Origin of the sequence: Streptomyces sp. HUAS YS2 (genome assembly GCF_033343995.1) — a bacterium.
In the GTDB taxonomy this organism is placed as follows: Bacteria; Actinomycetota; Actinomycetes; order Streptomycetales; family Streptomycetaceae; genus Streptomyces; species Streptomyces solicathayae.
Map to the genome: position 1 here is coordinate 3,166,645 of NZ_CP137573.1, position 12,802 is coordinate 3,179,446.

General features: G+C 71.6%; 13 protein-coding genes. 5 read left to right on the forward strand and 8 right to left on the reverse strand.

The window, feature by feature from the left end; genetic code table 11:
- Positions 1-93 precede the first annotated feature (93 nt).
- Positions 94-870, forward strand: coding sequence for an alpha/beta hydrolase (locus R2D22_RS14300; protein ID WP_318103557.1), 777 nt, complete (start codon positions 94-96; stop codon positions 868-870).
- A gap of 7 nt (positions 871-877) precedes the next feature.
- Here the strand turns inward: R2D22_RS14300 and R2D22_RS14305 are convergent, their stop codons facing one another.
- Positions 878-1,846 carry a LysR family transcriptional regulator gene (locus tag R2D22_RS14305; protein WP_318103558.1) on the reverse strand — a complete coding sequence of 323 codons (969 nt, stop codon included), beginning with the start codon at positions 1,844-1,846 and terminating at the stop codon, positions 878-880.
- A gap of 62 nt (positions 1,847-1,908) precedes the next feature.
- Here R2D22_RS14305 and R2D22_RS14310 point away from each other — a divergent pair, with 62 nt between their 5' ends.
- Both R2D22_RS14310 and R2D22_RS14315 read left to right on the forward strand, forming a co-directional pair.
- On the forward strand, positions 1,909-3,219 hold the full coding sequence (locus R2D22_RS14310; protein ID WP_318103559.1) for an MFS transporter: 1,311 nt from the start codon (positions 1,909-1,911) through the stop codon (positions 3,217-3,219).
- 53 nt (positions 3,220-3,272) lie between these two features.
- Positions 3,273-4,250 carry a sigma-70 family RNA polymerase sigma factor gene (locus R2D22_RS14315; protein WP_318103560.1) on the forward strand — a complete coding sequence of 326 codons (978 nt, stop codon included), beginning with the start codon at positions 3,273-3,275 and terminating at the stop codon, positions 4,248-4,250.
- 1 nt (position 4,251) lies between these two features.
- Here R2D22_RS14315 and R2D22_RS14320 read toward each other — a convergent pair whose 3' ends face one another.
- Positions 4,252-4,569 carry an STAS domain-containing protein gene (locus R2D22_RS14320; protein WP_318103561.1) on the reverse strand — a complete coding sequence of 106 codons (318 nt, stop codon included), beginning with the start codon at positions 4,567-4,569 and terminating at the stop codon, positions 4,252-4,254.
- A gap of 21 nt (positions 4,570-4,590) precedes the next feature.
- On the opposite strand from R2D22_RS14320, the gene R2D22_RS14325 reads away from it, so the two are divergent.
- Positions 4,591-5,268, forward strand: a complete 678-nt coding sequence (locus tag R2D22_RS14325) for an HAD family hydrolase (RefSeq protein ID WP_318103562.1) — start codon at positions 4,591-4,593, stop codon at positions 5,266-5,268.
- Positions 5,265-6,350, forward strand: a complete 1,086-nt coding sequence (locus R2D22_RS14330; RefSeq protein ID WP_318103563.1) for a HEAT repeat domain-containing protein — start codon at positions 5,265-5,267, stop codon at positions 6,348-6,350. Before R2D22_RS14325 ends, R2D22_RS14330 begins: the two co-directional genes overlap by 4 nt.
- On the opposite strand, the gene R2D22_RS14335 is transcribed toward R2D22_RS14330, so the two are convergent.
- The 6 genes from R2D22_RS14335 to R2D22_RS14360 all read right to left on the reverse strand — a co-directional run bounded on the left by R2D22_RS14335 (position 6,343) and on the right by R2D22_RS14360 (position 12,759).
- On the reverse strand, positions 6,343-6,906 hold the full coding sequence (locus R2D22_RS14335; RefSeq protein ID WP_318103564.1) for a Uma2 family endonuclease: 564 nt from the start codon (positions 6,904-6,906) through the stop codon (positions 6,343-6,345). The two genes, R2D22_RS14330 and R2D22_RS14335, sit on opposite strands and share 8 nt — an antisense overlap.
- A gap of 96 nt (positions 6,907-7,002) precedes the next feature.
- Positions 7,003-8,280: a thymidine phosphorylase gene (locus tag R2D22_RS14340; RefSeq protein ID WP_318103565.1), complete on the reverse strand. Its 1,278-nt coding sequence runs from the start codon at positions 8,278-8,280 to the stop codon at positions 7,003-7,005.
- A 90-nt stretch (positions 8,281-8,370) separates the two neighbouring features.
- Positions 8,371-8,775: a cytidine deaminase gene (locus tag R2D22_RS14345; RefSeq protein WP_318103566.1), complete on the reverse strand. Its 405-nt coding sequence runs from the start codon at positions 8,773-8,775 to the stop codon at positions 8,371-8,373.
- Positions 8,772-10,061 (reverse strand): ABC transporter permease, encoded by a 1,290-nt coding sequence (locus tag R2D22_RS14350; protein WP_318103567.1) that lies wholly within the window; start codon positions 10,059-10,061, stop codon positions 8,772-8,774. The genes R2D22_RS14345 and R2D22_RS14350 overlap by 4 nt, the downstream gene beginning before the upstream one ends.
- Positions 10,058-11,170 carry an ABC transporter permease gene (locus R2D22_RS14355; RefSeq protein WP_318103568.1) on the reverse strand — a complete coding sequence of 371 codons (1,113 nt, stop codon included), beginning with the start codon at positions 11,168-11,170 and terminating at the stop codon, positions 10,058-10,060. The genes R2D22_RS14350 and R2D22_RS14355 overlap by 4 nt, the downstream gene beginning before the upstream one ends.
- Entirely contained in the window at positions 11,167-12,759 is a 1,593-nt protein-coding gene (locus R2D22_RS14360; protein WP_318109754.1) for an ABC transporter ATP-binding protein, read from the reverse strand. Before R2D22_RS14360 ends, R2D22_RS14355 begins: the two co-directional genes overlap by 4 nt.
- Positions 12,760-12,802: the final 43 nt, after the last annotated feature.

Below are 12,802 nucleotides of genomic sequence, written 5' to 3' on the forward strand. Positions count from 1 at the left end.
CGTAGAGCGCCTGCTCCTCAACTCGCCCGTCGATACGTAACAGTGACCGCGCGTACGGATGGCGTACACCTCGGCTTCTGAGACTGTTCCGTCATGGCGCAGTTCGCACTCGTAGGGACGACCGGCGGCCGGCGACCCCGGCTCGGGCGGCCCGTCGGCACATCGGACACGGAATCGGCGGTCGGCGGCGTGGTGCTGCTGTTGCCGGACGGAGAGGCCTCGTCGGGGCGGCGGGCGTCCGTGCGGGCGCACGCGGCGGCGCTGCCGCTGGGGCGGCGACTGGCGCGGGCCGGGCGGGACGAGGGGCTCGTCGCGCACGTGGTCGGGTACCGCGGGCGGGGGTGGAACGGCTCGGACGCGCGGCTGGCCGAGGACGCGGAATGGGCGGTGGAGGAGGCGGTGCGCCGGTACGGGGACGTGCCGGTGTGTCTGGCCGGACACGGGATGGGAGCGCGGGCGGCGCTGCGGGCCGCCGGGCACACGGCGGTCAACTCGATTCTCGCGATGGCCCCTTGGCTGCCGGAGGACGACATGGCGGCGGAACCGGAGCCGGTCCGGCAGCTGGTCGGGCGCCGGGTGCTGGTCGTGCACGGCACCAACGACGCGCGCTGCGACCCGGAACTGTCGTACCGGCTGGCGGAGCGCGCGAAGAAGGCGAACCGCGACACCTGCCGGTTCGAGGTCCACTCGGACGGGCACGCGCTGCGCCAGCACCACGGTGAAGTCCTCGCGCTGGCCTCCGACTTCGTGCTGGGCTCGATGTTCGGCCGGCCGTACGCCCGGCCGGTCGCGGACGCGCTGGCCGCCCCGCCGCCGCTGGGACTGCGGATGCCGCTGGCGGCGGGCTTCGGACGCTCGCTGCGGCACTGACCGGCTGCTACCGGCCGCGGTCCCACTCCGGGAGGAGGGTGCCGCGCTTGCTCAGCAGGAACTTCTTGAAGGCGGCCACCGGGGGCGTGTCCGGGTGGCCGTCCAGCCAGGCGACGCCGATCTCGCGGACCGCGCGCGGGGCCGTGACATTGAGCTCGACGACGCCGGGGCGGGGCACGGCCGGCGGCGGCAGCAGGGCGACGCCGAGGCCCGCGGCGACCAGGCCGCGCAGCGTCTCGGCCTCCTCGCCCTCGAACGCGATCCGGGGTGTGAAGCCCGCCTCGGCACACAGGTCGTCGGTGATGCGGCGCAGCCCGTAGCCGGGCTCCAGGGTGACGAAGGTTTCGTCGGCGGCCTCCGCGAGGCGGACCCGCTTGCGGCCGGCGAGCCGGTGGTCGTCCGGCACCACCAGGCGCAGCCGCTGCTCGTCCAGGCGGCGGGCGACCAGGTCGGGGGCGTCGGGGACCGGGGAGGTCAGGCACAGGTCGAGGTCGCCTGCGCGCAGCCGCTCGATCATCGCCTCGCCGTAGTTCTGCACGAGGGTGAAGCGGATCCGGGGGTGGTCCACCCGGAAGGCCCGGATGAGGCCGGGGACGGTCTCGGAGCCCATGGTGTGCAGGAAGCCGAAGGCGACCTTTCCGGCGGTGGGGTCGGCGTCCGCGCGGACCGAGTCGGCGGCCTTCTCCACCTCGCCGAGGGCGCGTTCGGCGGAGCCGAGGAAGGTCCGGCCTGCCGGGGTCAGCGCGACGGTGCGGCCCTTGCGGGCGAACAGGGAGACGCCGAGGTCCTCTTCGAGCCGGACCATGGCCCGGGAGAGCGTGGACTGCGGTACGCCGAGTTCGGCCGCGGCGCGGGTCACGTGCTCGTGCCGGGCGACGGCGGCGAAGTACGCGAGCCGCGGCGCGAGCAGCAGTCCCATGTCTTCTTCGTTACTGTTCGGTGACAGACAAGGCTGTGACCTGTACTCATGCACCATGGGAACGATTAAAGCCGTTCCATGCATTGGACGCATCAAACGGGGATGCCTACGGTCGACATATGCCTCCTGCCAGTACCAAGGCGGCCGCCACCGACGCGGTCGCCGACACCCGCCTTTCCCCCGGCACCCCCGGCCACCGCCGGATGAGCCTCGCGCTGTTCGCCGCGGGAGTGGCCACGTTCGCCCTCCTCTACTCCACCCAGGCCCTGCTGCCCGCCGTCTCCGCGGAGTTCGGGGCCACCGCCTCCGCCGCTTCCTGGACGGTGTCCGCGGCCACCGGCGCGCTCGCGCTGTGCGTGCTGCCGCTGAGCGCCCTGTCCGAGCGGTTCGGACGGCGGCCCATGATGACCGTCTCGCTGGCCGTGGCCGTCGTGGTCGGCCTGCTGGTCCCGTTCGCGCCGAACCTGGAGTGGCTGGTCGCACTGCGCGCCGTGCAGGGCGCGGCGCTGGCGGGCGTGCCGGCGTCGGCGATGGCGTACCTGGCGGAGGAGGTACGGCCGAAGGCGCTGATCGGCGCGATCGGTCTGTTCGTCGCGGGCAACTCGATCGGCGGCATGAGCGGCCGGATCGTGACCGGCTGGGTGGCCCAGCTGTGGGGCTGGCGCGCGGGGCTGGCCGCGGTCGGTGTGATGGCCGTGGTGTGCGCGGTGGCGTTCCGGCTGCTGCTGCCCAGGGCCCGGCACTTCACGCCGGGTTCGCTGAACCCGAAGGCGCTGGCGCGGACGGTGCGGACGCATCTGGCCGATCCGCTCCTGATGCGGCTGTACGCGATCGGCGCGCTGTTCATGACGGTCTTCGGCGCGGTGTACACCGTGATCGGCTACCGGCTCGTCGAGGCGCCCTTCTCGCTGCCGCAGGGCGTCGTCGGCTCGATCTTCCTGGTGTACCTGGTCGGCACGGTCTCGTCCGCGGCGGCCGGGAAGCTGGTCGCCCGGACGGGGCGGCGGGGCGCGCTGTACCTGGCGGTGGGCACGACCACGGCCGGTCTGCTGCTGTCGATGTCCGAGGCCCTGGCCGCCGTCCTGGCGGGCCTGGTCCTCATCACGGCGGGCTTCTTCGCCGGGCACGCGGTCGCCTCGTCGTCCGTGAGCCGGACCGCGAAGACCGGCCGCGCGCAGGCCTCGGCACTGTACCAGTCCGCCTACTACCTGGGCAGCAGCGTGGGCGGCACGCTCGGCGCGGTCGCCTTCCACCTGGGCGGCTGGTCCGGCACGGTCCTGCTGGGCCTGGTGGCGGTGCTCGGTGTCGTGTCGATCACCCTGTACGGGACGCACGCGGCACGGGCCGAGGAACGTCTCGTACGGCTCCAGGGGGGCGCACGCGGGGCGCGAACGGGAAACCCTGCCCCGGCTGTCAGCGGGCTGCGGTAGCTTCCTGCTCACCGGCGTCGTACGGGCGCCGGTGAGCGAGCGGGGTGGACTCGATGAGTGATCTGGCGACGACCGGGGACGTGGACTCCCGACTGGAGAAGTACCGCACGGAGCTGACCGGTTACTGCTACCGGATGCTCGGCTCCGCCTTCGAGGCGGAGGACGCGGTGCAGGACACGATGGTCCGCGCCTGGCGGAGCATCGACTCCTTCGAGGGCCGCTCCAGCCTCCGTTCCTGGCTGTACCGGATCGCCACCAACGTCTGCCTGGACTCGCTGAACGCGGGCAACAAGCGGGCCCGGCCGATGGATCTGACCGCCGCCACCCCCGTCGCGCAGGCCCGGCTCAACGAGCGGCCGGAGATCACCTGGCTGGAGCCGGTGCCGGACGGCCGGGTGCTGCCGTCCGTCGCCGACCCGGCGGAGACGGCGGTCGCGCGGGAGTCGATCCGGCTGGCGTTCGTGGCGGCGCTGCAGCATCTGCCGCCGAAGCAGCGGGCGGTGCTGATCCTGCGCGAGGTGCTGGCCTGGAAGGCGGCCGAGGTCGCGGAGCTGCTGGGCACGACGGTCGCGTCGGTGAACAGCGCGCTGCAGCGGGCCCGGGCGACGCTCGCGGAGCAGAGCCCGGCCACCTCGGACACGGCGAACCCGCTGGACGAGGAGCAGCAGCAGCTCCTGGAGCGGTACGTGGTGGCCTTCGAGGGCTACGACATGAAGGCGCTGACCGCGCTGCTGCACGAGGACGCGACGATGTCCATGCCGCCGTACGACCTGTGGCTGCGCGGCCACGACGACATCGTCGGCTGGATGCTCGGGGTCGGCGAGGTGTGCCGGGGCTCGAAGCTGGTGCCGACGGTGGCGAACGGCTCGCCGGCGTTCGCGCACTACCACCCGGACCCGGAGGGCGGGTTCAGCCCGTGGGCGCTGATCGTCCTCGAACTCTCCGACGGGAAGATCGACGAGATGTCGTTCTTCCTGGACACCAAGCGCTGGTTCCCGCTGTTCGGGCTGCCGGCGCGGCTGGGGGCCTGAGTCAGACGACGGTCTCGTCCAGGCCGACGAGGGCCAGGAGCAGCCGCAGCTCCTGGCCGGCACCCCGGAAACGCAGGGTGTGACCGAGCCGCCCGGCGGTGAGCCGGAGCCGGGCGAGCGCGTCGACGACGGCCAGGTCGGCCTGCGCGAGCGCACCGACGTCGCACACGACGTCGGTGGGGTCGAGCCCGACGAGCCGGCGCTCCAGGTCGGCGCAGAGACCCGGCGCGTCGGCGCGCGTGATGTGCCCGGATACGTAGAGGACGAGCGGCTGTGTGGTGTCCACAACCAGTAGACCCGGGCGGCGGTCGGAACTCATCGCCCTCCTAGGCTGCGCTGCATGAATCGAGAGCGCGGGATGCCCCCGGTGGAGCTGGTGATCTTCGACTGCGACGGGGTCCTGGTCGACAGCGAGCGGATCTACTGCCGGATCGACCGTGAGGTGCTCGCCTCGCTCGGCGCGGAGTTCACCGAGGCCGAGGTCGTCGAGTACTTCGTGGGCTCGTCGAACGACCGGCTGACGGCGATCGTCGAGGAGCGGCGCGGACGGCCCCTGGAGGCGGGCTGGCACGAGACGTACCGGCCGCTGTACGACGCGGCGCTCGACGCCGAGCTGCGGGCGGTCGCCGGGATCACGGACGTCCTGGACGCGCTGGAGGTCCCGTACTGCCTGGCGTCGAACGGCAGCCACACATCGATCCGCCGCAACCTGACGCGGACCGGCCTGCTGGACCGGTTCGACGACGGCCGGATCTTCAGCGCCCGCGACGTGGCCCACGGCAAGCCCGCCCCGGACCTGTTCCTGCACGCGGCGGCATCGATGGGCGTGGCGCCGGAGCGGTGCGCGGTCGTCGAGGACAGCCCGTACGGCGTGCGGGCGGCCCGCGCGGCGGGGATGCGGGCGTTCGGCTACGCGGGCGGCCTGACCCCCGCAGAGCGACTGGCGGGGCCGGGGACGCGGGTCTTCGGCGCGATGCACGAGCTGCCGGCGCTGCTGGCGGAGGGGGTGACGGCGTGAGCGGGTACGACTGGTCGAAGGTCTTCCACGCGTACGGCACGGCGACGGACACGGCCGAGATCCTGGACGGCCCCCTGGAGGCGGCCGCCGACCACCTGTGGTCGGCGATCCTGCACCAGGGCACGGTCTGGCCGGCGACGCCGGAGGTGCTGCGGGTCGTCGGCGGGCGGCTGCGCGAGGCGCCCTCACTGGGCCTGCGCTTCGTACGGGACGTGGCGTCCTCGGTGAACGCCGGGACCGAGGCGGAGGCGCTGCGGGCGCGGGTGGCGGCGGCTCCGACGGCGGAGTGGACCGCCGCGTACGTCGCGGCCGACGAGGACGACCAGGTCGACATGTGGGACGACGACACCGGCAATCTGGTGCTCCTGGGCGCGGCCCTTGACTGCTGGGACCTGCTGCCGGAACTGCTCGACCCGGTGGCGGAGTTCCTGGAGGACGCGGATCCTGAGGTTCGGGCGTCCGCGTGGGCGGCGGTCACGCGGCTGGTGAACCACCCGGCCGTGGCGGCCCGGACGCCGGAGCTGCTGCCCCGTCTGACGCGGCTGGCCGCGGCGGCGGAATCGGTCGAGGAACGGGTCTCGCTCGTGATGGACCTGGGGCAACTGGGCGGCGACCCGACGCCCTTCCTGGCGGACGAGAGCCCGCTGGTCCGCTGCGCCGCCGCGATGACACCCCCGCTGGCGGACGACCTGACGGCGCACGAGGAGCTGCTGCGAATGGCGGCGACCCCGACGGAGTTCGACGCCCTGCAGGGCGTCCCCCGCTTCGAGGGCGAACCCCCGCGCTGGACGCTGATCGCGGTCCTGTCCCGTAGGCCCGTCGCCCCGTCCCGCCTGTACGAGCCCGCCGTAGCGGCCCTCCCCCACGCCTTCCGCATGGCCCCCTGCCCGGACCTGGGCCCGTACCTGGAGGTCCTGTTCGCGGGCGGCTGGCCCGAGCGGCCGACGGCCGAACAACGCGACCTTGCACGGGAAATGGCGGCCAGGGACGACCTGTGGTCCCCGGTCAACGGCAACCGGAAGATCACCCTGCGGGGCCTGAACCTGCCGGACGACCGGGAGGCGTGGTGGAGCCTCAGCTGACCGGGAAATCGCCGGTGCCGAGGGTGAGGTCGAAGGGGGCGGGAATGTGGATCTCCTTGCCGAACGGAACCGCGCGCAGGACGCGGTAGACGTCGCCCTTCGGCTCGCCGTAGAGGGTGACGGTGGATCCCCCAGGTGCGACGCTGTCGATGAGCAGGTAGAGCGGCACCCCTGCCACTGCGTAGCCGGGCGGCTTCGCGAACCGGTCGTGGTGCGCAGTGGCGTCCGAGGTGATCTCGACGACGAGTTCCGCGTCGTCGGCTGGAAGCCAGTAGTCGCATCCGCACACGGACGTCTTTCCGACAACCAGCAAGTCCGGGACGAACAGGCCCCTGCGAGCGGGGGTCGTGACGGCCTGCCTCTGGTACACGCCCCAGTCCTCCGGGACCACCCCGTACAGGGGTCGATGCACCGTATCGGCGATCATGTGGTGCCACAGCGGCACCGGGGGTGCGACGGTGATGATCCCGTCGATGATCTCGACCTTGCAGTTCTTGGGCGCGTCCACCTGCTGCCAGACGCCGAGCAGTTCAGCCCAGCTCTCATCAGCACTCATGGGAGGGATCCCAACATGCCGAACGGGACCGGCGGCGGTCCACCGGTCCCGTTCACCCGAAGGTGTCAGCGGCACATGCCAAGGGCGATCAAATGATCACGCGATGCGGTCCAGGATGATCGGCGTCGGCGTGAACTCCGCGTCCGGCGCCGCGATGTCCCACGCGCCCTCGAGGGACTTCAGCGCGTAGTCGAACTTCTCCGGGGTGTCCGTGTGCAGGGTCAGCAGGGGCTGGCCCGCGGTGACCGTGTCGCCGGGCTTGGCGTGGAGTTCGACGCCCGCGCCCGCCTGGACCGGGTCCTCCTTGCGGGCGCGGCCCGCACCGAGGCGCCAGGCGGCGATGCCGATGTCGTACGCGTCCAGGCGGGTCAGGACGCCCGAGGCGGGTGCCGTGACGACGTGCTGCTCGCGGGCGACCGGGAGGGTCGCGTCCGGGTCGCCGCCCTGGGCGGCGATCATGCGGCGCCAGACGTCCATCGCCGAACCGTCCGCGAGGGCCTTCGCCGGGTCGGCGTCCTTGATGCCGGCCGCGTCGAGCATCTCGCGGGCCAGGGCCAGGGTGAGTTCCACGACGTCCGCCGGGCCGCCGCCGGCCAGGACCTCGACGGACTCACGGACTTCCAGCGCGTTGCCGGCGGCCAGGCCGAGCGGGGTGGACATGTCGGTGAGCAGGGCCACCGTCTTCACGCCGGAGTCGGTGCCGAGGCCGACCATCGTCCGCGCGAGCTCCCGCGCGTCGTCGATGTTCTTCATGAACGCGCCGGTGCCGACCTTCACGTCCAGGACCAGCGATCCGGTGCCCTCGGCGATCTTCTTGGACATGATCGACGAGGCGATCAGCGGGATCGCCTCGACCGTGCCGGTGACGTCGCGCAGGGCGTAGAGCTTCTTGTCCGCGGGCGCCAGGCCGTCGCCGGCCGCGCAGATGACCGCGCCCGTGCCGTCCAGCACCGACAGCATCTCCTCGTTCGAGAGCAGCGCCCGCCAGCCGGGGATCGACTCCAGCTTGTCCAGCGTGCCGCCGGTGTGGCCGAGGCCGCGGCCGGACAGCTGCGGGACGGCCGCGCCGCAGGCGGCGACCAGCGGGGCGAGCGGCAGGGTGATCTTGTCGCCGACGCCGCCGGTGGAGTGCTTGTCGGCGGTCGGACGGGAGAGGGACGAGAAGTCCATGCGCTCGCCGCTCGCGATCATCGCCGCCGTCCAGCGGGCGATCTCGTCGCGGTTCATGCCGTTCAGCAGGATCGCCATGGCCAGGGCCGACATCTGCTCGTCGGCGACCTCGCCGCGGGTGTAGGCGTCGATGACCCAGTCGATCTGCTCGGGGGTCAGCTCACCCTTGTCCCGCTTGGTGCGGATGACGGAGATGACGTCCATGTGGTGCCTCTTTCTACGCGCATAGAGGTGGTGCGGGGAGGAAAGGGAGGAGCGGCCCTTCCATCGTGCCGGAAGGGCCGCTCCGAGGTACTACTTCGCGAGGTGGTCCGGGCCGAAGGCCTGCGGCAGCATCTCGTCCAGGGTCAGCCGGCCCGCCGGGGTCTCCAGGACGAGCGCCGGGCCGCCGAACTCGTACAGGAGCTGCCGGCACCGGCCGCACGGGACGAGGGCCTCGCCCTTGCCGTCCACGCACACGAAGTGCGTGAGCCGACCGCCACCGGTCGCCTGGAGCTGCGAGACGAGCCCGCACTCGGCGCACAGAGCGAGCCCGTACGAGGCGTTCTCCACGTTGCAGCCGGAGACCACCCGCCCGTCGTCGACCAGCGCGGCCGCGCCGACCGGGAAGCCCGAGTACGGGGCGTACGCGTGGGACATGGCGTCCCGCGCGGCCTCCCACAGGGCCTCCCAGTCGACGGCGGAGCCGGGCGAGGTCACTTGCCCTCGCCCTTGCGGTACCGCATGCCGTCCGCCTTGGGCATCCGCAGCCGCTGCGCGGAGAGCGACAGCACCAGCAGGGTGACCACGTACGGCGTGGCGCTGACGAACTCGACCGGGACCGTGGTCGTGCCGAGGTACCAGATCAGGATGCCGACGCCGATGACGATGGCGATCGAGGAGGTGATCCAGCGCTTCTTGTACGCCTTCCAGGCCGCGATGCCGACGAGCGCCACGAACAGCAGCAGGAGCAGCGCGTGCACGGACTCGCCGCCGCTGCGCAGCTGGAGCGCGTCGGCGAAGCCGAACAGGCCCGCGCCCATGGCGAGGCCGCCCGGACGCCAGTTGCCGAAGATCATCGCCGCGAGGCCGATGTAGCCGCGGCCACCGGTCTGGCCCTCGTTGTAGATGTGCGAGGTGACCAGCGACAGGAACGCGCCGCCGAGTCCGGCGAGCCCGCCGGAGACGACCACGGCGATGTACTTGTACTTGTAGACGTTGACGCCCAGCGACTCGGCGGCGATCGGGTTCTCGCCGCAGGAGCGCAGCCGCAGACCGAACGCGGTCTTCCAGAGCACGAAGAACGTGGCGATCAGCAGCACCACGGCGAGGACCGTGACGAGCGAGAGGTTGGTGACCAGGCCGCCGAGGATGCCTGCGACGTCCGAGACCAGGAACCAGTGGTGCTTCTCGATGTCGGCCAGCCAGTCGGACAGGCCCGGGATCGTGACCGAGGTGATCTCCTCGGACGGCGGGGACTGCTTCGGGCTGCCGCCCTTGGCCGCCGCCTCACCGGAGTTGAACCACAGCTTGGCGAAGTAGGTCGTGAAACCGACCGCCAGGATGTTGATCGCGATGCCGGAGATGATGTGGTCGACGCCGAAGGTGACCGTGGCGACCGCGTGCAGCAGACCGCCGATCATGCCGCCCAGGATGCCGGCGAGGATGCCGAGCCAGGGGTCGGTCTGCCAGCCTGCCCAGGCGCCGAAGAAGGAGCCGAGGATCATCATGCCCTCGAGGCCGATGTTGACCACGCCCGCGCGCTCGGACCACAGACCGCCGAGACCGGCGAGGCCGATCGGGACGGCGAGCGAGAGCGCGGCGTTGATCTGGCCGGCCGAGGTGAGGTCCTGCGCGCCGGTGATGGCGCGGACGGCGGAGAGGGCGATGAGCCCTCCCGCCACGATCAGGAGGATCCAGGGGAGCGAGAGGCGGGAGCGGCCGCCCTTGCCGCCGGTCACCTTGGGGGCGGCGGGCGGCGGGGTGGAAGTCGCCGTGGCGGTCACGCCGACACCTCCGTCGTGTCGTGGGAACGGGCCTGGGCCGCGAGCTTCTCGCCGACCTGGCGCTGCTGGCGCTTGATGCCGTAACGGCGGACGACCTCGTAGGCGATGACGACGCACAGGACGATGACGCCCTGCATGACGCCGACGATCTCGCGGTCGTAGTCCTCGAACTCCAGCTGCTGGCCGCCGCGCTCCAGGAACGCCCAGAGGATCGCGGCGAGCGCGATGCCGATCGGGTGGTTGCGGCCGAGCAGGGCGATGGCGATGCCGGTGAAACCGATGCCGACGGGGAAGTCGCCGCCGAACTCGTACGAGTCGTTGAGCAGCGTCGGCATACCGATCAGACCGGCCATGGCGCCGGAGATCAGCATGGAGGTGACGACCATCTTCTTGACGTCGACACCGCTGGCCGCGGCGGCGGTGTCGGACTGGCCGACGGTGCGCAGGTCGAAGCCGAAGCGGGTGCGGGAGAGCGTGAACCAGTACGCGACGCCCGCGAGGACCGCGACCACGACGAAGCCGTAGATCGGGGTCGGGGTGGTCGGGAACTCGAAGAAGTGCGAGGACTCCGGCAGCGGCGTGGTGGCGACCTTGGTGCCGGCCGGGTCCAGGTGACCGAGGCGGCCGGGCTGGAGCAGGTAGCCGATGATCGCGGTCGCGATGAAGTTCAGCATGATCGTCGAGACGACCTCGCTGACGCCACGGGTGGTCTTGAGGACACCGGCGATGCCCGCCCACATGGCGCCGACGATCATCGCGGTGATGATGATCAGCGGGATCTGGACGATGCCCGGCAGGGTCAGCGCGCCACCGACGGCGGCGGCGAAGAAGGCCGCGAGCCGGTACTGGCCGTCCACACCGATGTTGAACAGGTTCATGCGGAAGCCGATGGCCACCGCGATGCCCGCCAGGTAGTACGTCGTCGCCTTGTTGATGATGTAGACCTGGCTGTCCGACTTGATGCCGTAGTCGAACATGATCCCGAAGGCGCTGAACGGCTCCTTGCCGGTGGCGCCGAGCACCAGGGCGGTGATCAGGAAGGCGGCGACGATCGCGAGCACGGGGGCCGCGATCCCCAGGAGCAGCCGCTCCTTGTCGATCTTCTTCATCGGGCCTCGTCCTCCGGGCCGTCGGTGCCCTCAGGGCTCTCATCGTGCGCAAGGTGACCGGCGGCGGCGCCGGTCATGGCCGAGCCGAGCTCCTCCGGGGTGATGGTCGCCGGGTCGGCGTCCGCGACCAGCCGGCCGCGGTACATCACCCGCAGGGTGTCGGACAGGCCGATCAGCTCGTCCAGGTCGGCGGAGATCAGCAGCACCGCCAGGCCCTCGCGGCGGGCGGCGCGGATCTGGTCCCAGATCTGCGCCTGCGCGCCGACGTCCACGCCCCGGGTGGGGTGGGCGGCGATCAGCAGCTTGGGGTCGTGGCTCATCTCGCGGCCGACGATCAGCTTCTGCTGGTTGCCGCCGGAGAGGGAGGCCGCGGTGACCTCGATGCCGGGGGTGCGGACGTCGTACTCGCGGACGATCCGCTCGGTGTCCTTGCGGGCGGCCTTCAGGTCGAGGATCGCGCCCTTGGAGTTCGGCTTCTCGGTGACGTGACCGAGGATGCGGTTCTCCCAGAGGGGGGCTTCCAGGAGCAGACCGTGCCGGTGGCGGTCCTCGGGGATGCAGCCGATGCCGTCCTCGCGCCGCTTGCGGGTCGGCGCGGCGGAGATGTCGGCGCCGTCCAGGGTCACCACACCGCCGTCGGCGGTGCGCATGCCCATGATCGTGTCGACGAGCTCGGACTGGCCGTTGCCCTCGACGCCGGCGATGCCGAGGACCTCGCCCTTGTGGATGGTCAGGCTGATGCCGTCGAGGACCGCGCGGACCACGCCGTCGGGGTCGACGGCGCTCAGCGACAGGTCCTGGACCGTCAGCATCGCCACGTCGGTGACGGTCGACTCGCGGGTCTCCGGGGAGGGCAGCTCGGCGCCGACCATCAGCTCGGCGAGCTGCTTGGTGGTGGTGTGCTTCGGGTCGGCGGTGCCGACCGTGGTGCCGCGCCGGATGACGGTGATCTCGTCGGCGACCGACAGGACCTCGCCCAGCTTGTGCGAGATGAAGATGACCGTCAGGCCCTCGGCCTTGAGCTCGCGCAGGTTGTCGAAGAGCGCGTCGACCTCCTGCGGGACGAGCACGGCGGTCGGCTCGTCGAGGATCAGGGTGCGGGCGCCGCGGTAGAGGACCTTGAGGATCTCCACGCGCTGGCGGTCGGCCACGCCGAGGTCCTCCATGAGGACGTTCGGGCGGATGCCGAGGCCGTACGCGTCGGAGATCTCCTTGATCTTCGCGCGGGCCTTGTCACCGATGCCGTACAGCTTCTCGGAGCCGAGGACGACGTTCTCGAGGACGGTGAGGTTGTCCGCGAGCATGAAGTGCTGGTGCACCATGCCGACACCGCGGGCGATGGCGTCTCCGGGGTTGTTGAACGTCACCAGCTCGCCGTCGACCGTGATGGTGCCCTCGTCCGGCTTCTGCATGCCGTAGAGGATCTTCATCAGGGTCGACTTGCCCGCGCCGTTCTCGCCCACGAGGGCGTGCACGGTGCCGCGGCGCACGGTGATGTCGATGTCGTGGTTGGCCACGACGCCGGGGAAACGCTTGGTGATGCCGCGGAGTTCTACGGCGTTCGGACTACTGGGGCTGGAGGCTTTGATGACGCACTCTCCTAGGCAGGGAGCGTGAGGAGGACGAGACGGG

What these genes read in the sequence shown, in the direction of transcription:
- R2D22_RS14300 (WP_318103557.1), top strand. Translation starts at nt 94, where the DNA reads ATGGCGCAGTTCGCACTCGTAGGGACGACCGGCGGCCGGCGACCCCGG.
- R2D22_RS14305 (WP_318103558.1), bottom strand. Translation starts at nt 1,846, where the DNA reads ATGGTGCATGAGTACAGGTCACAGCCTTGTCTGTCACCGAACAGTAAC.
- R2D22_RS14310 (WP_318103559.1), top strand. Translation starts at nt 1,909, where the DNA reads ATGCCTCCTGCCAGTACCAAGGCGGCCGCCACCGACGCGGTCGCCGAC.
- R2D22_RS14315 (WP_318103560.1), top strand. Translation starts at nt 3,273, where the DNA reads ATGAGTGATCTGGCGACGACCGGGGACGTGGACTCCCGACTGGAGAAG.
- R2D22_RS14320 (WP_318103561.1), bottom strand. Translation starts at nt 4,569, where the DNA reads ATGAGTTCCGACCGCCGCCCGGGTCTACTGGTTGTGGACACCACACAG.
- R2D22_RS14325 (WP_318103562.1), top strand. Translation starts at nt 4,591, where the DNA reads ATGAATCGAGAGCGCGGGATGCCCCCGGTGGAGCTGGTGATCTTCGAC.
- R2D22_RS14335 (WP_318103564.1), bottom strand. Translation starts at nt 6,906, where the DNA reads ATGAGTGCTGATGAGAGCTGGGCTGAACTGCTCGGCGTCTGGCAGCAG.
- R2D22_RS14340 (WP_318103565.1), bottom strand. Translation starts at nt 8,280, where the DNA reads ATGGACGTCATCTCCGTCATCCGCACCAAGCGGGACAAGGGTGAGCTG.
- R2D22_RS14355 (WP_318103568.1), bottom strand. Translation starts at nt 11,170, where the DNA reads ATGAAGAAGATCGACAAGGAGCGGCTGCTCCTGGGGATCGCGGCCCCC.